Origin of the sequence: Pararhizobium mangrovi (genome assembly GCF_006516965.1) — a bacterium.
Classification (GTDB): Bacteria; Pseudomonadota; Alphaproteobacteria; order Rhizobiales; family Rhizobiaceae; genus Pararhizobium_B; species Pararhizobium_B mangrovi.
Map to the genome: position 1 here is coordinate 1 of NZ_VHLH01000008.1, position 19,256 is coordinate 19,256.

A 19,256-nucleotide genomic window follows, 5' to 3' on the forward strand; every position below is an offset into this window, starting at 1 on the left:
TCCGGTCCCTCCCTGGACTCTGAAGTCTCACAACCTCAGCATCCCCGGTCCGGACCGGATGGACAACCTAATGAAAGCTCACACCTAGAGCGCGTTCGTACGGGCCGGAAACGCTGCTGTTGAAGCTTCGGCGCTCTTTGCGAGCCATGGGTATGTCACGCGGCGCCTTGCCGACCGGCTCCGCAAATCGTTAGCCCGTGCGGGAAGGAGGCGCCTCGACGGAAATCTCTCTGTCCCCTGGTGAAGCCATCCGGTTCGGCAAGGCGAACGTCCCATCGCGGGCGGAAAGTTTCTGATGGAGGTGGACCATCAGGCTCGCCGCGAAGAGAGGCGTCAATAGGTTGAGGATCGGCACGGCAAGGAAACCCGCGATGACGAGGCCGGCGAGGAAGATCGTCGCCGAATGGGTGCGCCGCATCGCCTTCACCTCGTCCTCGGGACGGTAGCGCATGGCGGCGAATTCGAAGAATGCGCGGCCGAGCAGATAGCCGTTGACGAGGAAGAAGGCGAGGACGTTGATGCCTGGTACGAGAAGCAGGAGCAGCGCGACGAGGTTGCCGGCGACGACGACGCCGAAGAACCGGATCGTGTAGCCGATGGCGGCGACGATCGGCAGCGCCTTGCCGACCGGCCCTTCGGGATAGTCCTCGCGCTCGATCACCTCCGCGACATCGTCGAGGAAGAGCCCGGCGACGATCGAGGTTATCGGCGCGATCAGCAGCGCGAGCCCGAGCGCCAGGCCGATGCTCGCCACGATGCCGACGATCAGCCCGATCCAGCCGGTCCAGTCCGGAAGGTCCGGCAGCAGCGAGCGGAGCGGCGGCAGCGCGAAATGGGTGAAGGCCGCCTCGAGGCCGAACCAGGCGCCGATCAACAGCAAGATCGTCAGGCCGAGCGTCTTCCACAGGGCCGCGCGGGTTTCTTCGGCGAACAGATCGCGGCCGGCGAGCCGGATGGCGTCGAGGATCATTCGACCTTCCCGAACGTTGACAGATCGATCCTATCTGGTGAGGAAGAGCAGGGTCCGCAAGCCGCGACCTTCCCATCCGCCGCGTGTTCCACCAATACGGAATCCCTCATGAAGACATACGACGTCCTTTGCATCGGCAACGCCATCGTCGACGTCATCGCGAGCTGCGACGACGCCTTCCTTTCCGACAACGACATCATCAAGGGCGCGATGAACCTCGTCGATGCCGAGCGGGCCGAAGAACTCTACGGTCGCATGGGTCAGGCGGTCGAAAGTTCCGGCGGCTCGGCCGGCAACACCGCGGCCGGCCTTGCGAGCTTCGGCGCCAGGACCGCCTATTTCGGCAAGATCGCCAAGGACCAGCTCGGCGACATCTACGCCCACGACATCCAGAGCCTCGGCGTCACCTTCAATTCCGCCCGGCTCGACGGTCCGCCGCCGACAGCGCGCTCGATGATCTTCGTCACGCCGGACGGCGAGCGTTCGATGAACACCTATCTCGGCGCCTGCGCGGAATTCGGCATGGAAGACATCGACGAGACCATCGCCGCCGACAGCAAGGTCACGTATTTCGAAGGCTATCTCTGGGATCCGCCGCGCGCCAAGGACGCCATCCGCGCATGCGCGCGCATGACCCACGAGGCCAAGGGCGAAATGGCGATGACGCTTTCCGATCCCTTCTGCGTGGGGCGCTACCGTGAGGAGTTCCTCGAACTCATGCGCTCGGGCACGGTCGATATCGTCTTCGCCAACGAGGAAGAAGTCTGCTCGCTCTACGAGACCGGCGATTTCGACGACGCCGTCGCTCGGATCTCCGAGGATACGCGCGTCGCGGCCATCACCCGAAGCGAAAAGGGTTCGGTGATCGTCGGCGAGGGGCGCAAGGTCGAGGTTGCGGCGCACCCGATCGAAAAGCTCGTCGACACGACGGGAGCGGGCGACCTCTACGCCGCGGGCTTCCTCTACGGCTACACGCACGGCAAGGATTTCGAGACCTGCGGCAAGCTCGGCAGCCTGGCGGCCGGCCTCGTCATCCAGAAGATCGGCCCGCGCCTCGACAAGGCACTCTCGGACTCCGCCCGGGAGGCGGGAATTCTCTAGCGCGGTTTATTGTTTTCCCGGAAACGCCTTCGATGTCGCGCCCGCGCTGCATCGAAGGCGAGATCCTCCAAAGAAAGCCTCTCTTTCTCGGGCTCGACCCGAGGATCACGCGGGAGAGGGCGGCCGGTCTTTCGACAGGCTTTGCCTTCGATGCCGTGCGGCAGCGACATCGCCGACATTTCCATTCAAGAATGAACCGCCCGCGAACCGGTTCGCATGCCGAACTCCGACTGCGTTGGCGATATCGGCGCACTTCGCTGCTGTAGGGCTGCTGTAGGTACGCGAATGAAGAAAGACCCGACGCCGGAAAGGCGGCGGGTCAAACGACTGCCGGCGGCGCTATCCGGCAAGCGTGCGATCGACGATGTCGCGCACGTCGCTCGAAAGCTTGTCGGCCGCGGCGATGCGTTCGAGAGCCGCGCGGGCATGCCGGCGCCGGCCTTCCTCGAGCGAGCGCCAGGAGCGCATGGTCGTCAGGAGCCGTGCCGCGACCTGCGGGTTGCGACCGTCGATCGCCAGCACCTCGTCCGCGAGGAAGGCGAAGCCTGCTCCGTCCGCCCGGTTGAAGCCGGTCGGATTGCCGGCGGCAAAGGCGCCGATCAGCGCACGCACGCGGTTGGGATTGGACCGCGAGAAGTGCTCGCCTTCCATCAGCATGCGCACCCGCTCGAGCGTCGCCGCACCCGGCGCCGTCGCCTGCGCGGAAAGCCACTTGTCGATGACGAGCGGGGTATCGTGGAAGCGCTCCTCGAAGGTCGCCAGTGCCGCATTCGCCCCTTCGCTCTCCGGGAAGAAATGGGCAAGAAGCAGAAGCGGCTGGCTGAGGTCCGTCATGTTGTCGGCCGCCGCGAAAGCTTCGTTCGCGCGTGCCGGCGAAGCGTCCGCGAGCGAAAGATAGGTCATCAGCGCGTGCCGGAACGCGCGCTTGCCCGCACTCGCGGCATCGGGGCTGTAGGCGCCGGGCGTCTCCATGGTGTCGGCAAGGCGTGCGAAGATTTCCGCGCCCGTCTTGCCGATCACCGTCTGGACTGCCCGTCGCGCGGCGAAGATCGCATCGGGGTCGATGTCGTTGCCGATCTCGCGGGCGATGTCGTTTTCGCCGGGCAGCGCCAGTGCTTGCGCGCGGAACGCGGGTTCGAGCGTCTCGTCCTCGGCCGTCGCGATCATCGTCTCGGCGAGCGCCGGATCGACGTCGACCGTGCCGCCCGCGCGTTCCTTCGCCACGGCCTCGACGAGGACGCGCATGGCGTAGGCGTTAAGCGCCTGCCAGCGGGCGAAGGGGTCGCTCTCGTGGCGGGCAAGATGGGCAAGGTCGGCCGGCGCCTGTTCGAAATGCACGTTGATCGGCGCGCAGAAGCCGCGGTTGAGCGAAAGCACCGGCCGTGCGGAAACGCCGTCGAACTGGACGGTCTGGCTGCGCTGGGTGAGATGCAGGACGTCGTCGGTGACGCGGGCGCCGGTGACGGACGTCGGCTCGGCTTCGCTGCCGTCGGGCAGCACGAGGCCGAAGCGCAGCGGAATGTGCATCACGTCCTTCTTCGCCTGGCCGGGCGTTGCAGGCACGCTCTGCTCGAAGCTTGCGGTGAAGCGACGGCTGCCCGGATCCCAGACGGTCGAGACGCTGACGACGGGTGTGCCGGCCTGGTCGTACCAGAGGCGGAACTGTCCGAGATCGAACCCGGTCGCGTCCTCGAAGCAGGCGAGGAAGTCCTCGATGGTCGCCGCCTCGCCGTCGTGGCGGTCGAAATAAAGGTCCATGCCCTTGCGGAAACCGTCTTCGCCGAGGAGCGTCGCGATCATGCGCACGACCTCCGAACCCTTCTCGTAGACCGTGGCCGTGTAGAAGTTCGAAATTTCGCGGTAGCGGTCGGGCCGCACTGGATGGGCGAGCGGGCCGGCGTCCTCGGGAAACTGATGGGCCTTGAGAAGCCGCACCTCGGCAATGCGCTTGACGGGCCGGGAACGCTGGTCCGCGGAGAATTCGTGGTCGCGATAGACCGTCAGCCCTTCCTTGAGGCAGAGCTGGAACCAGTCCCGGCAGGTGATGCGGTTGCCCGTCCAGTTGTGGAAGTATTCGTGGGCGATGATCGCCTCGATGTTGGCGTAGTCCGCATCGGTCGCGATCTCGGGATCGGCGAGCACGTACTTGTCGTTGAAGACGTTGAGTCCCTTGTTCTCCATCGCGCCCATGTTGAAGTCCGAGACGGCGACGATCATGAAGATGTCGAGGTCGTATTCGCGTCCGAAGCGCTCCTCGTCCCAGCGCATGGAGCGCTTGAGCGAATCCATCGCGTAGGCCGCGCGTGCCTCCTTGCCGTGCTCGACATAGATCTTCAGCGCCACTTCGCGGCCCGAAGCCGTGGTGAAATCGTCTTCGAGAACGCCGAGATCGCCGGCGACAAGGGCGAAGAGGTAGCTCGGCTTGGGGTGCGGGTCGTGCCACACCGCATAGTGGCGACCTTCGCCGAGATCGCCCGTCTCGATGCAGTTGCCGTTGGCAAGCAACAGCGGCGCGCTTTCGCGATCGGCCTCGATGCGCGTCGTATAGACGGCGAGCACGTCCGGCCGGTCGGGAAAGAAGGTGATCCGCCGGAAGCCTTCCGCCTCGCATTGGGTCGTATAGACGCCGGACGAGCGGTAGAGACCCATCAACTGCGTATTGCGTTCCGGTGCGATCTCGCTCGTGATGGTGAGCGAGAAGGCCGCCTGGCCCGGAAGGTTGGAAAGGCGCAGCCCGTTCCCGGTCTCCGCGACGTCTTCCTCCGCCATCGTCTGGCCGTCGACGGATACGCTCTTCAGCTCCACCTCGTCCCCGTCGAGGACGAAGGGCGCGTCCGGCGAGACGCCGGGGCGACGGCGCACGGTCAGCGTCGAAACCACCTCGGTGCGTTCGGGATCGAGGCGGAAGGTGAGGTCCACCGCGTCGACGATGAAATCGCTCTCGCGATAGTCGGAGAGTTGGAACGTCGTGCCGGTTTCGGTGCGCATGGTACCTCGTTTTCTAAGGCGGTTGTTGTCGTTTCGGTCCGCTTCAGGCCGGTCGTGGTGTAAACTCCCTGACAGGCGATGCAACCCGGCCTTCAGGCTTTCGCTTCGCCGGCGATGGCCGCCTTGCGTCGCGTATCGCGATGGACGGTGTATAGCGCCGAACCCACGACGATGACCGCGCCGATACCGGTAAAGAGATCTGGAACCTCGCCGAAGGCATAGAAGCCGAGAAGGACGGCGAAAATCAGTCTGAGATAGTCGAAGATCGCCATCACCGATGCTTCGCCTTCCTTGTACGCCATGATGTTGGCCATCTGGCTGACATAGCCGACCGCGCCGACGCCGACGAGGGCGAACCATTCGGATGGCGTCGGCGGCTGCCAGTAATAGATCGCGGGTCCGGCGACCGCGAGACCGAGAAAGATCGCCTGATAGGTCAGGATCGTCAGCGGCGTATCCGTGCGCGCCATATACCGGATGATGACCATGACGAAGCCGGCCGCGAGCGCTCCGACGACGGCGAGAACGCTGTAGACCGAAAACTCGCCGGTGCCGGGATGGGCCATGACGATGACGCCGGCGAAGCCGACGACGACCGCCATCCAGCGACGCCAGCCGACGACTTCGCCGAGCAGCACGATAGCGAAGATCGTCGTGAAGAAGCTCTTCGAAAAGGCGATCGCCGTCGCGTTGGCGAGCGGCAGGTGAACCAGCGCGCCGAAGCCGCAGACCATCGCGACGATGGCTGCGACGACGCGCAGGAACTGCAGTCCGGGATTGCGCGTGGCGAGCGAGCCGGGAAAGCTGCGCACGACGGCGGGCGCGACGATGATGGTCATGACGACCTGGCGCACGAGAAGGATCTGGATGACCGGCAGTCCCTGGCCGGCGAACTTGATGAGCGCCGCCATGACCGAATAGAGGCTCGCTGCCACGACCATGAAAAGCGCGCCGCGCGCATTGCCGGAAAGGCTGCGAAACCAGACTTGCGTACTCGCTCTCGACATTTCGCCCCGCGGGTTTAAGCTCGGGTATCGAACCATGGCCGCTTGCTGCGGCCACGACCTCATCCGACGACAACCTACAGGCTTGGGAATGAATATCGCTACACCGAAGTTCGGCGTTGGTGCCTCCGCACTGCGCAAGGAGGATATGCCGCTCGTCACCGGTCGTGGCCGATACACCGACGATGTCCATCCCGAAGGCACGCTTTCGGCCTACGTGGTGCGTTCGCCGTATTCCGCCGCCCGTTTCACGATCACCTCGACCGAGGCAGCGAAGGCGGCCGACGGTGTGCATCTGGTGCTGACGGCGGCTGACATTCCCCATATCGGCCCGATGAAGTGCCAGGGTGTCGCCACGCAGCCGGACGGCAGCAAGCATGCCGTGCGCGAGATGCCCGTTCTTTGCGAAAGCGCGGTGCGCCTCGTCGGAGACGCCGTCGCCTTCGTCGTCGCCGATACGCAGGCGCTGGCGCGCGACGCCTCCGAACTGATCGAGATCGAATGGGAAATGGGCGAGGGCATCGCCGAAACCGCGGGCGCCCTGGCCGAGGACGCACCGCTCGTCTGGCCGGAGCTCGGCACCAACCGTGCCTATACCTACAAGATCGGCGACGAACGCGCGACCGAGCAGGCCTTCGCCGACGCCGCGCATGTGAGCCGGATCGCCTTTACCAACCAGCGGCTGATCTCGAACTACATGGAAACGCGCGCCTCGCTCGGCGAGTACGACGCCGAGCGCGACCGCTTCACGCTGACGACCGGGACGCAAGGGGTGCACGGCGTGCGCGATACGCTCGCCAAGGACAATTTCTCCATCGACGCGGAAAAGGTACGCGTCGTCACCAACGACGTCGGCGGCGGCTTCGGCACGAAGGCCTTCAACTACCGCGAAAATCCGCTGGTCCTCGAAGCGGCCAAGCGTCTCGGCCGGCCGGTGAAGTGGGTCGGCGACCGTACGGAGCACTTCCTCGTCGACGCGCATGGGCGCGACAACGTCGTCGTCGCGGAAATGGCGATGGACGCCGAAGGGCGCTTTCTCGGCCTGAAGATCGACCTCAAGGCCAATCTCGGCGCCTATTGCGGCCAGTTCGGCCCGATGATCCCGGTTATCGGCACCTCGATGACGACGGGCCTCTACGATATCGCCAACATCGACGTGACGGTGACCGGCGTCTATACGAACACGACACCGGTGGACGCCTATCGCGGCGCCGGACGCCCGGAAGCCGCCTTCCTGATCGAACGCCTCGCCGACACCTGCGCGCGCGATCTCGGCTTGCCGGTGGAGGAAATCCGCCGCAAGAACTTCATCCGGCCGGACCAGTTTCCCTACAAGACGGCGACGGGTCGCACCTACGACGTCGGCGAGTTCGACGGCCACATGACGCGCGCCATGGAATGTGCCGATTGGGCGGGCTTCGAAGAGCGCGCCGAGGAAGCGAAGGGCCGAGGCAGGCTGCGCGGCATCGGCATGGCGACCTATATCGAGGCCTGCGCCTTCGCCGGCTCCGAGGCCGCCAATCTCGAGCTCAACGAGGACGGCACGGTCACGCTCTATATCGGCACGCAGACGAACGGGCAGGGCCATTCCACCGCCTACAGCCAGTTCATCGCCGACAAGATCGGCATCGATTTCGACCGGATCATCGTCCACCAGGGCGACACCGACCGCCTCGCGAAGGGCGGCGGCACGGGCGGCTCGCGCTCGATCCCGCTTGGCGGCGTCTCCGTCGCCAAGGCCAGCGACAGCCTGGCGGAAAAGATGCGCAAGGTCGCAGCCGACGAACTGGAGGCTTCCGCGGCCGATATCGAACTGGTCGACGGCGAGGCCCGCATCGTCGGCACCGACCGCACCATGACCTATGCCGACCTCGCGAAGGCAGCCTCCATGGAGGACCGCAAGGCCGATGCCGAGATCGTACAAGACGAGGCGACCTATCCGAACGGCACGCATATCTGCGAGATCGAGATCGATCCGGAGACCGGCACCAGCGAGATCGTCGCCTACACGATCGTCGACGATTTCGGCGTGACCGTGAACCCGACCCTTCTCCTCGGCCAGGTTCACGGCGGCGCGGTTCAAGGAATCGGCCAGGCGCTGAGCGAGGAGGCCGTACACGCCGAGGACGGCCAGCTCGTGACCGCGTCCTTCCAGGACTACACGATGCCGCGTGCGGAAGGTCTGCCGAACTTTACCTTCGAGACCCGCAACGTGCCGTCAACGACGAACGCGCTCGGCATCAAGGGCGCAGGCGAGGCGGCAACGATCGGATCGACGCCGGCGACGCTGAACGCCGTCGTCGACGCTCTCTATCGCGCACGCGGACTGACCGACATCGCCATGCCGGCCACGCCGCAGCGCATCTGGAACGCGCTCAACGCCGTTTGAGCGGTCTTTTTCGTACCGGTTTCAACCGGCAGGGCGCTTGCGTCTAACCCCCGAAAGGCTCTGCCGGTTCTTCGTGCCCGCTTCCTTCGATAGTCCCGCTCGATCGGCCGACCGCGAACCGGACGCCGTTCCGGCGGCAGCGCCGAACCCCGTCACCGCGATCACGCTCAAGGTGTGTTCGGTCATGGCGTTCGTCGTGATGGCGACCTGCATCAAGGCGGGCGGCATCGGCGTTCCCCCCGGCCAGATCGTCTTCTTCCGCTCGGCCTTCGCCATTCTGCCGATCCTGATCTGGCTCGCCGTCCACCACGAACTCGGCGGTGTGCTTCGCACCCGCCGGTTCGGCCTGCATCTCGTGCGTGGCATCGTCGGCATGGCCTCGATGGGCTTCAACTTCTACGGCATCACGCTGCTGCCGCTGCCGGATGCGATCGCGATCGGTTATGCCAAGCCGCTGATCGCCGTGATCCTCGCCGTCGTTTTCCTGAGCGAGCGGGTGCGCATCCATCGCTGGACGGCGGTCGTGGCGGGGCTCACCGGCGTCATGATCATCTGCTGGCCGCGTCTGACGCTCTTCGACGAGGGCGGCCTCGGCAAAATGGAAGCGATCGGCGTCGTCTTCGTGCTCGCATCGGCGTCGTCGGCCGCCGTCACGATCATGCTCGTTCGCCGATTGATCGCGACGGAGCGCACACCGACCGTCGTGCTTTACCTATCCATCATCGCGATGATCGGCGGCTTGGCGACCATGCCGTTCGGATGGGCGGCGCTTGATGCGCGCGATGTCGCGCTGCTCGTCGCTGCGGGCCTCTTCGGCGGCGTCGGACAGATGCTGCTTACCCAGAGCTATCGCTTCGCCGACGTCTCGACGGTCGCGCCCTTCGAGTACGCCTCGATCCTATTCGCCGTCGCCATAGGCTACGGCATCTTCGGAACGGTGCCGCAGCCGACGATGCTCGTCGGCACGGGCATCGTCGTGTCGGCCGGCATCTATCTCATCTTCCGCGAGCGCAAGCTGAACGCGGCGCGCCTCGAGGCGCGCCGGGCGATCGGCCCGAGCGGATAGCGCTTCGGCATGATGCTGACGGACCCTTTATCGCGTTATCCTCGCAACGCCGGACCGGACCAGACCGGTTGCAGGATACGCTAGGCCGCTTCGCTTTCCTCGTCCGTTTCGGCCTCGCTTCGTGGATCGATTTCGTAGAACTGAGGCGTCTGCGAGCGGGCGAACGGGATCGCCAGAAAGTCCGATCGTTCGGCCTCCGCACCGAGCGGCCTTCTCCGGCTTCGATACAGCGCGTAGCCGGCGTAGGCCGTAAAGAAGACGGCAAGCGTCGCGAAGAGCCCGGAAGGGCCCATGCGATCCATCACGTAACCGGCAACGAGCGGACCGAGCATCGTCCCGCCGCCATAGATGATGAGCAGTCCGCTCGATACCTCCACGAAGTCGTCCGGTTCGGCATGGTCGTTCGCGTGCGCGACGTTCAGCGAATAGATCGGGAAGAGCACCGAACCGAGCAGGAAGACGGCCACGAAGAAGACGAGGACATGATGCGAATCCCACATGGTCGCGATGGTCGAGAGAACCAACCCGACGATGCCGGCGCCCGCCATGACATGGCGGCGATCGAGGCGATCGGAGATGCGTCCGAGCGGGATCTGGAAGATCGCGCCCCCGAGCATGGCGATGGCGAGCATGAACGCGCCTTCGACCGTGGTGAGCCCGGTGTTCTGGCTGTAGACGGGGCCGAGATTGCTCCACGCACCGGCAATCGCGCCGGCGAGGAACGAGCCGACGACAGCCGCCGGCGAATGCGTGAAGAGCCGGCCGAGGCGAAAGCGCGATTGGGTCAGCGGACGGGGCGACTGCGCTCCCGAAAGTGCCGTCGGGATCAGCGCCAGCGAATAAAGCACGGCGCAGACCATGAAGAGCGTCAGCGTCAGCGGATCGCCGAGCGGCACGATGAACTGGCCGGCCATGAGCGCCGTCATCGACACGACCATGTAGATCGAAAAGACCGCGCCGCGCGTCGCGTTCGTCACCTTTTCGTTCAGCCAGCTCTCGATCACCATGTAGCCGCCGGCGACGCAGAAACCGGCGATCGAACGAAAGACGATCCAGGCGACCGGTTCGAAGACCAGCGCATGCATCAGAAGCGAGATCGACATCAGCGCCGTCAACGCGCCGAAGACGCGCACATGGCCGACGCGCATGACGAGGCGCGGCGTGATCAGGCAACTTGCCGTGAAGGCGAGCGCATAGCCCGTCGCCATCATCGAGATGGTCAGCGTCGTCCAGCCTTCGGCGGCAGCGCGAAGCGGCAGCAGATAGCCCGAGAGGCCGCCCGCCACGAGCATGAAGAAGGTCGATACGAGCAGGCTCGCGACGGGAAGGATCGCAGCGAACATGAAGGCCTCCTGCTGGCGTGACGCGACGAAGGATTGGGACGACTGAAACTGAAGAGAGCGATCCGGCATCCGCAACCGGTGCGAGCCGGCGGATGCGCTGGATCATGGGCATTTTCAAGGCAATCGGGAACGGCAGTGAAAAGTGACGGATCGACTTTTCTGCCGTGCCTGCGCTCTATGCGTTCGCGCTCGCCGCGTCGCGCCTGATTGCGACACGCGATGCTGTTTTCAAGCCATTTACGGTAAGTCGGAAAGCTTCAGGCGGATTGCCAGCAGATCCTGCCAGGCAAGGCGCTTGTGGGCGGGATTGCGCAGCAGATACGCCGGATGCAGCGTCGGCATCGCGGGGATCGTCCGATCGCCGAGGTCGTATTCGCCCCACGTGCCGCGCATCGAAAGGATGCCCTTGTTCGTGTTCATCAGCGCCTTGTTGGCGATGTTGCCGAGAAAGACGATCATCCGCGGCGCCGCCAGCACGATGTGACGCTCGACGAAGGGGCGGCACAACTCGATCTCGTGGGCGGTCGGGTTGCGGTTGCCGGGCGGGCGCCAGGGCAGCATGTTGGTGATGTAGACGTTCGTCCGGTCGAGGTCGATCGCCGCCAGCATGCGGTCGAACAACTGTCCGGCGCGCCCGACGAAGGGCAGGCCCTGGATGTCCTCCTCGCGTCCCGGCGCCTCTCCGACGAACATGATGTCGGCCTTCGGGTTGCCATCGGCGAAGACCACGGATTTCGCGCTGTGGCGCAAATTGCAGCCCTCGAAGGCGGCGATCGCGCCACGCAGGTCCTCGAGCGTTTGAGCCTCGGCGGCGGCCGCGCGCGCATCGAGAACCGCGTTCTCGTCGGGGATGGCCGTAATGTCCATCCGGTCCGCGGTCGGTGTCGTCGCGCCCGCACGATCGATCTGGGTGCCGGGTTGGCGGGCGGCGGCCTGCGAAGGCCGGGCTTCGGTGCGAACTGGCTGTGCGCTCGCCGTGTCCGGCCCGCTCGCAGCCGAGATTCCGGGCCGGACCTCGCGCCGCGCCAAATGTTCGGCGAAGCGGTCGACCGGCGCATCGTCGAGCATGCAGTCGACGCCCGCATCGGCGTAGAAGCGCAGTACCGCTTCGAGCTCTGCGGCGGCAAGTTCGCGGACATCGGTCATGGGAGCGATCCTAGAATGTTTCCCGGCCGCGCGAAAGCAGTCTCGCCGGTCGCGATCCGCTCCTGTCCACTCGCGCAAAACCAGCTTGCACCTCGACATTGTGCGGACGGTTTGCCAAACAGGAGACCGGACTCCGACCGGCCGAACGATTGCGAAAGGACGATTTGCATGAACGATCACGATTCGCTGCCCGAACGCGAAAGCATGGACGTCGACGTCGTCATCGTGGGCGCAGGTCCGGCCGGCCTTTCGGCTGCGATCCGGCTGAAGCAGATCGACGAGAACCTTTCCGTCGTCGTCCTCGAAAAGGCCGGCGAGGTGGGTGCGCACATCCTTTCCGGCGCCGTCGTCGATCCCTTCGCCGTCGACCGTCTGCTGCCCGGCTGGCGTGACGAGGAGGACCATCCCTTCCGCACGCCGGTAACGCAGGACCGCTTCCACTTCCTGAGCGAAGGCGGCGGGGCGACGCTGCCGAACGCGCTGATGCCGAAGCTGATGAGCAACCACGGCAACTTCATCGTCTCGCTCGGCAATGTCTGCCGCTGGCTCGGCGAGAAGGCGGAAGCGCTCGGCGTCGAGATCTATCCGGGTTTCGCCGCAAGCGAGATCCTCTACGACGAAAGCGGTGCCGTCGCCGGCGTCGCGACGGGCGACATGGGTCTCGACGCGGCGGGCAAGCCCGGTCCGAACTTCCAGCGCGGCATGGCGCTCATGGCGAAATACGTCTTCCTCGGCGAGGGCGCACGCGGTTCGCTTTCGAAACGCGTCATTCACCGCTACGCGCTCGATCACGGCCGCGAACCGCAGAAATACGGCCTCGGCATCAAGGAACTGTGGGAGGTGCCGGCCGACAAGCACCAGCCGGGCCTCGTCCAGCACACCTTCGGCTGGCCGCTCGACCGTTCCACCGGCGGCGGGTCCTTCATCTACCATTTCGGCGAGAACCTCGTGGCGGTCGGCTTCGTCCTCCACCTGAACTACGCCAATCCCTATCTCTCGCCCTTCGAGGAATTCCAGCGCTTCAAGACCCATGCGCACATCGCGCCGACCTTCGAGGGCGGCAAGCGCATCGCCTACGGCGCGCGGGCGATCACCGAGGGCGGCTGGCAATCCGTGCCGCGGCTTGCCTTTCCCGGCGGCGCGCTCATCGGCTGCTCGGCCGGCTTCGTCAACGTGCCGCGCATCAAGGGCACGCACAACGCCGTGCTTTCCGGCATGCAGGCGGCGGAACACGCGGCGGCAGCGCTTGCCGAGGGTCGTTCCCGCGATACGCTCGAAGGCTACGAGGCCGGATGGCGCGACAGCGAGATCGGGCGCGATCTCAAGGCGGTGCGCAACGTCAAGCCGCTATGGTCGAAGTTCGGCACGTTCGGCGGCATCGCACTCGGCGCTCTCGACATGTGGGCGAACCAGCTTACCGGCCTGTCGCCCTTCGGCACGATGAAGCACGGCAAGCCCGATTACGCCACCCTCGATCCGAAGGTGATGCACCGGCCGATCGACTATCCCAAGCCCGACGGCAAGCTCACCTTCGACAAGCCGTCCTCCGTCTTCCTCTCGAACACGCATCACGAGGAAGGCCAGCCCGTCCATCTCGTCAACAAGGACGCCTATCTGCAGAAGCGCTCCGAACTGGAAGAGTATGGCGGGCCTTCGGAACGTTACTGCCCGGCAGGCGTCTACGAATGGACGACCGACGAAAGGGGACGCCGGCGGTTCGTGATCAACGCGCAGAACTGCGTGCACTGCAAGACGTGCGACATCAAGGATCCGAACCAGAACCTCGAATGGGTGCCGCCGCAGGGCGGCGAAGGCCCGGTTTACGAAAACATGTAGCAGCGCCGCGTAAGAACGGCGCGGCGAACGCGTCGCGACGGCAAGAGCGCGGCGCAGAAGGAGACTGGGACATGGCCGACGCGGTCGCGACACCCCGGGCGTGGAGCATATCTTGAAGATCCACGCCGTTTTCAACCGTGACGGCGGAACCTTCCGTACGACCGACATGGAAGCCTATGCCGGTAACGCCGAGCGCATCTTTTCCGAGCGAGGCAACACCTTCAGCTACGACATCGTCGGCGGCGACGAGATCGAGGAAACGTTGAAACGCGCCTCGGGCCGCGATGATCTCGGCGCCATGCTCGCCGGCGGCGGAGACGGCACGATCTCGCTTGCCGCAGGGCTTTGCTGGAAGAACGGCATGCCCCTCGGCGTCATTCCCGCCGGCACGATGAACCTCTTCGCCCGCGCGCTCGGCATGCCGCTCGACATCGAAGCGGCCCTGCCGGTGCTCGCCAGCGGCAAGGTGCGCGACTGCGATATTGCCAGCGCCAACGGCAAGAGCTTCATCCATCAGTATTCCGTCGGTCTGCACAGCCGCATGGTGCGCGTGCGCAATTCGTACCAGTTCCGCTCGAAGTTCGGGAAGATGCGCGCCAGCATGCGCGCGGTCTTCCAGACGATCATCGACCCGCCGGCTTTCGATTCTGTCTATCGCATCGAAGGCGCGGAAGAGGAGCGCCGCGTTTCGGCGATCTCGGTGTCGAACAACCTCTTCAGCGACGATCCGCTTCTCTATCCGAGCACGCTTTCGGGCGGAGAACTCGGCGTCTACATCGCCGACGCCATGCGACCTGCCGGCGTCGCCAAGCTCGTCTTCGACATCCTGCGCGGCAAGCTGCGGCTCAACGAGGAAGTCCAGGCGCGCGGTGCGGACAGCGTCGAATTGTCCTTTCCGAAGCTTCCCAAGCGAGCCAGCGCCGTCATGGACGGCGAACTGACCCCGCTCGAGCGCGACGTGACGGTGCGCATGCACGCCGGGGAACTGAAGATCCTGGCGCCGGACGAAAACGCCAGCGAAGAAGAACCGTCGTGGTTTTCCAGCGTTGCCGGCGGACAGACCGCTACTGAAACGCCGTCTCGAAGAAGCTCCTGAGCTTGCGCGAGTGCAACCGTTCGAGCGGCATCTGCGCCATCTTCTCGAGCGCCAGAAGGCCGATCTTGAGGTGCTGGTTCACTTGCGTGCGGTAGAACGAGGTCGCCATGCCCGGCAGCTTCAGTTCGCCGTGCAGCGGCTTGTCCGATACGCATAGCAGCGTGCCGTAGGGAACGCGGAAGCGGAAACCGTTCGCCGCGATCGTCGCCGATTCCATGTCGAGGGCGATGGCGCGCGACTGCGACAGGCGCTGCACCGGCCCTCGCCGGTCGCGAAGCTCCCAGTTGCGATTGTCGATGGTCGCCACCGTGCCGGTACGCATGACCCGTTTGAGATCGTAGCCTTCGTAGCCGGTCGTTTCCGCAACGGCCTCCTGCAGGGCAAGCTGCACTTCGGCAAGCGCCGGGATCGGCACCCAGACCGGCAGGTCGTCGTCGAGCACGTGGTCCTCGCGCGCATAGGCATGGGCGAGAACGTAGTCGCCGAGCTGCTGGCTGTTGCGAAGCCCGGCGCAGTGGCCGAGCATGATCCAGGCGTGCGGGCGAAGCACCGCTACGTGATCGGTGATCGTCTTGGCGTTGGAGGGGCCGACTCCGATATTGACCATGGTGATGCCGCTGTGGTCGCCTTTCTTCAGGTGATAGGCCGGCATCTGCGGCAGCCGTCCCGTCGGCGCGGCGGAATCGGCGGGCGTGCCCGGAAGCGTCTCGATATTGCCCGCCTCGACGAACGAATCGTAGCCATGGCCGCCCTCGGCCATGATGCGGCGCGCCATCGTGCAGAACTCGTCGATATAGAACTGGTAGTTCGTGAAAAGCACGAAGTTCTGGAAATGGTGCGCGTTCGTCGCGGTGTAGTGCGACAGGCGGGCGAGCGAATAGTCGATGCGCTGCGCGGTGAAGGGAGCGAGCGGGAAGGGGTCGCCCGGACCCGGCTCGTAAGTGCCGTTGGCGATCTCGTCGTCGGTGTTGGAAAGGTCCGGCGTGTCGAAGAGGTCGCGCAGGGGCACGGTGATCGAATCGGCGAGTGCGGCTTCCACATGCGCGCCTTCGCCGAAGGCGAAGTGCAGCGGGATCGGCGTATGCGAATCGCCGATCGTCACCGGCACGTCGTGGTTCTTGAGGATCAGCGCGATCTGCTCTTCGAGATATTCGCGGAAGAGTTCCGGCCGCGTGATCGTCGTCGAATAGGTGCCCGGCGCCGAAACGTGTCCGTAGGAAAGGCGTGAATCGACATGGCCATAGGTCGCCGTCGTCAGGCCGAGCGCGGGATAATAGGCCCGGTAGCGCGTTCCCGCCGGCACGTGTTCCTTCAGGTTCGAAAAGCGATCGATAAGGAAGGTCGTATTGCGTTCGTAGAGACGAACCAGTTCGTCCACGGCCTGCCGGGCGTCCGTGAAATATTTAGGCTCGGCCCGGTCCGGGGAAGCGATCGTTACTGCGTCTGTATTCGAAAAATCTTTATGCATGCAGCATTATAAACATGCCAAAGCATGACGCAAATGACAGTTTCCGCCGGTTTCCGTCCCGATGACGGCACCATCGGCGAAAGCGGCGAAACGTCTGCCTTCGTGCCCTCAGGCGGAAGCCGACTTGACGATCTTGACCGGAACGGACTTGCCCGCCGGCACGTGCGACTCGAGCGCATGGTGGGAAAGAGCGATCAGGCTGTTCAACTCCGGGAAGTAGCCCGCGCAGTCGCCGGCGGGCAGCGCGTAGGGTACCACCCTCAGCCGCTCGACCGGCTTGCGCTCGATCCCGTCGTCGGCGGCCGCGTGCAGGTCCACTTCATCGCCGGCCGAAACGCCCATGCGCGCCATGTCGCCCGTGTTCATCATGACGATCATGCGCGTGCCGTTGATGCCGCGCAGCCGGTCGTTGTAGCCGTAGACCGTCGTGTTGAACTGGTCGTTCGAGCGCAGCGTGATCAGCGTGAAGACGTTCTTGCGATCGGTGTTCACGTTCGGGTCGGCATCGAGGCCGCCCGGTGCGATGAAGTTCGCCTTGCCGTTTTCCGTACGCCATTCGCGCCGGCATGCGGCGATGTCGCGGTGGAAGCCGCCGGCCTTGCGGAAACGCTCGTTGAACTGAGCGAAATCGCGCGGATAGGCCCGCTCGATCGCATCGCGCACCTTGGCGTAATCGCCGACCCATTCGTCCCACGGCACCTTCGCCTTGCCGCCGACCGTCGCCTTGGCGATCTCGGCGACGATCTTCGGTTCCGAAAGGAGCATGTCGCTGACCGGCGGATGGGAACCGAAGGAACCGTGGATGTTGGCCGTCGAATCCTCGATCGAGACCCATTGGTCGCCGCTTTCCTGCGTGTCCCGGTCCATGCGGCCGAGGCAGGGCAGGAGATACGTCGCCTTGGAGGCGAGCAGGTGGTTGCGGTTGAGCTTGGTGGCGATCTGCACATGCAGGTCGAGCTCGCGCCAGGCCGTCTCGACGCGCTCCGTCTCCGGCACGGCGCGCGAGAAATTGCCGCCGAGCCCGATGAACGCCTTCACCGAACCGTCGATGATGCCTTCGCAGCTTTCCACCGTGTCGCGGCCCTTTTCCCGCGGCGGCTCGAACTCGTAAAGCTCCTTGAGCTTGTCGAGGGGCACCAGTTCCGGCTTTTCCGAAATGCCGACGGTGCGCTGGCCCTGCACGTTGGAATGGCCGCGCACCGGCGAGATGCCGGCGCCCGTCTTGCCGATGTTGCCGCGCATGAGGAGCAGGTTGCACAGCATCTGCACCGTCGCCACACCGCGTCGGTGCTGGGTGATGCCCATGCCGTAATTGGCGATCACGCGTTCCTTGCTGGCGTAGAGCTTGGCGACGTGGACGAGATCGTCCCGGTGGAGACCGGACTGCTTCTCGATCTCTTCCCAGCCCGTCTCGCGCAGATAGGCGCAGAAAGCCTCGAAGCCGCTCGTATGCTCTTCGACGAAGGCGTAGTCGATGACGCGTCTGCCGCCTTCGGCGGAAGCCTTGTCGTCCATTTCGAGGACGTGCTTCGCGATGCCGGTCAGGGCCGCGAGGTCGCCGCCCGAACGCACCTGGTAATAGTCGCTCGACATCTCCGTGCCTTCGCCCGGAGACAGCATTTCCATCGGATTCTGCGGGCTCTTGAAGCGCATCAGCCCGCGTTCCTTCAACGGATTGAAGGTGACGAGCGGAACGCCGCGCTTGCGAGCGGCCTGGAGCGGATGGAGCATGCGGGGCGCATTGGTGCCGACATTGTGCCCGATGAAGAAGATCATGTCGGTCTCTTCGAAGTCCTCGAGCTGGACCGTGCCGACGGGCGAGCCGATCGACTTCGGAAGGCCGACGGACGTCGATTCGTGGCACATGTTCGAGGAATCGGGCAGGTTCTGCGAGCCGTAGATGCGCGCGAGCAACTGGTACATATGCGACGTCTCGAGCGAAGCACGGCCCGAGGCGTAGAAGATCACCGAAGTCGGCTCGAGCGTGTTCAGCGTCTCGCCGATCTCCCTGAAGGCCTGGCTCCAGCTGATCGGCTCGTAATGGTCACTCGCGGGATTGTACTTCATCGGCTCGGTGAGGCGGCCGGTGCGCTCGAGGTCGTAATCGTTCCACTCGAGAAGTTCAGTGACGGTGTGCTCGACGAAGAAACCGGCGTCGCAGCGGTGGCGCGTCTGCTCCCAAAGGGTCGCCTTGGCGCCGTTCTCGCAGAACTCGAACTCGTGCGGCTTCTTCGGCTTCGCCCAAGAGCATGAAACGCACATCACACCTTCCGGCTTGTTCTGCCGGCGAAGCTGGTTCCATACGGTCGAGCGGATCATGCCTTCGGCTTCGGCCTTGCCGATGATGGATCGCAGCGATCCCCAGCCGCCGGTGGGGTGCTTGTAGGGTTCGATCCGGATCGAGCCCTCGTCCAGTTCGGCTCTCTTCATGGCATGCCTCGCTCACGCAGACGTCATGCATGCCAAGGTAGCGCGACAGGCCCCATACGCAAGCGTTCATTCACGGAAAAGGGCAATTCCGTCCGATATTTGCGAAGGCTGCGTGAAGCAGCGCCCGCAACCCTTCTCAGCGGAAATGGACGCCGGACTGATAGGGCAGGACGGCGCGGTTTTCCTTGAGCACGGCAAAGCTCATGCCGGCCGCAAGCGCGCAGATGATCAGCGTGAAGATCGTGAAGCGAAAAGCCAGCGTGTTCATGCGACGTCTCCAGTACCGGTAGAACCGGGCGGTCGAATTGCGCCGTTTAATCATTCCATCCCTGAACCACCACTGAGTACCCGCTTCACATACCATTCAAATGCGTTGATTTTCAGGATCGCGGCAGCATCGCGGCAGGTTTTCGGCAACG

13 protein-coding genes are annotated in these 19,256 nt (G+C 64.7%); 5 read left to right on the forward strand and 8 right to left on the reverse strand.

Annotated elements, in window-relative coordinates:
* Window positions 1-190 precede the first annotated feature (190 nt).
* The gene (locus FJU11_RS06170) at window positions 191-970 is read right to left on the reverse strand and encodes a sulfate transporter family protein (RefSeq protein WP_141166165.1); all 780 of its coding nucleotides are present in this window, start codon (window positions 968-970) and stop codon (window positions 191-193) included.
* 108 nt (window positions 971-1,078) lie between these two features.
* Here FJU11_RS06170 and FJU11_RS06175 point away from each other — a divergent pair, with 108 nt between their 5' ends.
* A complete protein-coding gene (locus FJU11_RS06175) occupies window positions 1,079-2,071 on the forward strand; it encodes an adenosine kinase (protein WP_141166166.1) in 993 nt (330 codons plus the stop codon).
* Between the two features lie 339 nt (window positions 2,072-2,410).
* Here the strand turns inward: FJU11_RS06175 and pepN are convergent, their stop codons facing one another.
* Both pepN and FJU11_RS06185 read right to left on the reverse strand, forming a co-directional pair.
* Window positions 2,411-5,059, reverse strand: a complete 2,649-nt coding sequence (gene pepN / locus FJU11_RS06180) for an aminopeptidase N (protein WP_141166167.1) — start codon at window positions 5,057-5,059, stop codon at window positions 2,411-2,413.
* Between the two features lie 92 nt (window positions 5,060-5,151).
* The gene (locus tag FJU11_RS06185) at window positions 5,152-6,066 is read right to left on the reverse strand and encodes a DMT family transporter (RefSeq protein WP_141166168.1); all 915 of its coding nucleotides are present in this window, start codon (window positions 6,064-6,066) and stop codon (window positions 5,152-5,154) included.
* Between the two features lie 88 nt (window positions 6,067-6,154).
* Here FJU11_RS06185 and FJU11_RS06190 point away from each other — a divergent pair, with 88 nt between their 5' ends.
* The gene (locus FJU11_RS06190) at window positions 6,155-8,452 is read left to right on the forward strand and encodes a xanthine dehydrogenase family protein molybdopterin-binding subunit (RefSeq protein ID WP_141166169.1); all 2,298 of its coding nucleotides are present in this window, start codon (window positions 6,155-6,157) and stop codon (window positions 8,450-8,452) included.
* Window positions 8,453-8,612: 160 nt separating this feature from the next.
* On the forward strand, window positions 8,613-9,518 hold the full coding sequence (locus FJU11_RS06195; RefSeq protein WP_268935189.1) for a DMT family transporter: 906 nt from the start codon (window positions 8,613-8,615) through the stop codon (window positions 9,516-9,518).
* Window positions 9,519-9,598: 80 nt separating this feature from the next.
* On the opposite strand, the gene FJU11_RS06200 is transcribed toward FJU11_RS06195, so the two are convergent.
* Together FJU11_RS06200 and FJU11_RS06205 are read right to left on the reverse strand one after the other, a co-directional pair.
* Window positions 9,599-10,861 carry an MFS transporter gene (locus FJU11_RS06200; protein WP_141166170.1) on the reverse strand — a complete coding sequence of 421 codons (1,263 nt, stop codon included), beginning with the start codon at window positions 10,859-10,861 and terminating at the stop codon, window positions 9,599-9,601.
* 237 nt (window positions 10,862-11,098) lie between these two features.
* Window positions 11,099-12,007: a uracil-DNA glycosylase gene (locus FJU11_RS06205; protein WP_141166171.1), complete on the reverse strand. Its 909-nt coding sequence runs from the start codon at window positions 12,005-12,007 to the stop codon at window positions 11,099-11,101.
* Between the two features lie 168 nt (window positions 12,008-12,175).
* Between FJU11_RS06205 and FJU11_RS06210 the strand changes: the two genes are divergently transcribed.
* Window positions 12,176-13,843 (forward strand): electron transfer flavoprotein-ubiquinone oxidoreductase, encoded by a 1,668-nt coding sequence (locus FJU11_RS06210; protein WP_141166172.1) that lies wholly within the window; start codon window positions 12,176-12,178, stop codon window positions 13,841-13,843.
* A gap of 112 nt (window positions 13,844-13,955) precedes the next feature.
* Complete coding sequence (locus FJU11_RS06215) at window positions 13,956-14,939, forward strand: diacylglycerol/lipid kinase family protein (protein ID WP_141166173.1); 984 nt, start codon at window positions 13,956-13,958, stop codon at window positions 14,937-14,939.
* Here FJU11_RS06215 and FJU11_RS06220 read toward each other — a convergent pair.
* The 3 genes from FJU11_RS06220 to FJU11_RS18730 form a co-directional block, all read right to left on the reverse strand.
* The gene (locus FJU11_RS06220) at window positions 14,908-16,407 is read right to left on the reverse strand and encodes an AMP nucleosidase (protein ID WP_141166174.1); all 1,500 of its coding nucleotides are present in this window, start codon (window positions 16,405-16,407) and stop codon (window positions 14,908-14,910) included. The genes FJU11_RS06215 and FJU11_RS06220 overlap by 32 nt on opposite strands.
* A 108-nt stretch (window positions 16,408-16,515) precedes the next feature.
* On the reverse strand, window positions 16,516-18,837 hold the full coding sequence (locus tag FJU11_RS06225; protein WP_141166175.1) for an FdhF/YdeP family oxidoreductase: 2,322 nt from the start codon (window positions 18,835-18,837) through the stop codon (window positions 16,516-16,518).
* A 136-nt stretch (window positions 18,838-18,973) separates the two neighbouring features.
* Window positions 18,974-19,105 carry a hypothetical protein gene (locus tag FJU11_RS18730; protein ID WP_268935188.1) on the reverse strand — a complete coding sequence of 44 codons (132 nt, stop codon included), beginning with the start codon at window positions 19,103-19,105 and terminating at the stop codon, window positions 18,974-18,976.
* Window positions 19,106-19,256: the final 151 nt, after the last annotated feature.

Bases quoted from the DNA above. Each gene is read 5' to 3' on its own strand.
- FJU11_RS06220 (WP_141166174.1), bottom strand. From the start codon at position 16,407: ATGCATAAAGATTTTTCGAATACAGACGCAGTAACGATCGCTTCCCCG.
- FJU11_RS06185 (WP_141166168.1), bottom strand. From the start codon at position 6,066: ATGTCGAGAGCGAGTACGCAAGTCTGGTTTCGCAGCCTTTCCGGCAAT.
- FJU11_RS06190 (WP_141166169.1), top strand. From the start codon at position 6,155: ATGAATATCGCTACACCGAAGTTCGGCGTTGGTGCCTCCGCACTGCGC.
- FJU11_RS06170 (WP_141166165.1), bottom strand. From the start codon at position 970: ATGATCCTCGACGCCATCCGGCTCGCCGGCCGCGATCTGTTCGCCGAA.
- pepN (WP_141166167.1), bottom strand. From the start codon at position 5,059: ATGCGCACCGAAACCGGCACGACGTTCCAACTCTCCGACTATCGCGAG.
- FJU11_RS06200 (WP_141166170.1), bottom strand. From the start codon at position 10,861: ATGTTCGCTGCGATCCTTCCCGTCGCGAGCCTGCTCGTATCGACCTTC.
- FJU11_RS06175 (WP_141166166.1), top strand. From the start codon at position 1,079: ATGAAGACATACGACGTCCTTTGCATCGGCAACGCCATCGTCGACGTC.
- FJU11_RS06205 (WP_141166171.1), bottom strand. From the start codon at position 12,007: ATGACCGATGTCCGCGAACTTGCCGCCGCAGAGCTCGAAGCGGTACTG.
- FJU11_RS06225 (WP_141166175.1), bottom strand. From the start codon at position 18,837: ATGAAGAGAGCCGAACTGGACGAGGGCTCGATCCGGATCGAACCCTAC.
- FJU11_RS06210 (WP_141166172.1), top strand. From the start codon at position 12,176: ATGAACGATCACGATTCGCTGCCCGAACGCGAAAGCATGGACGTCGAC.
- FJU11_RS18730 (WP_268935188.1), bottom strand. From the start codon at position 19,105: ATGAACACGCTGGCTTTTCGCTTCACGATCTTCACGCTGATCATCTGC.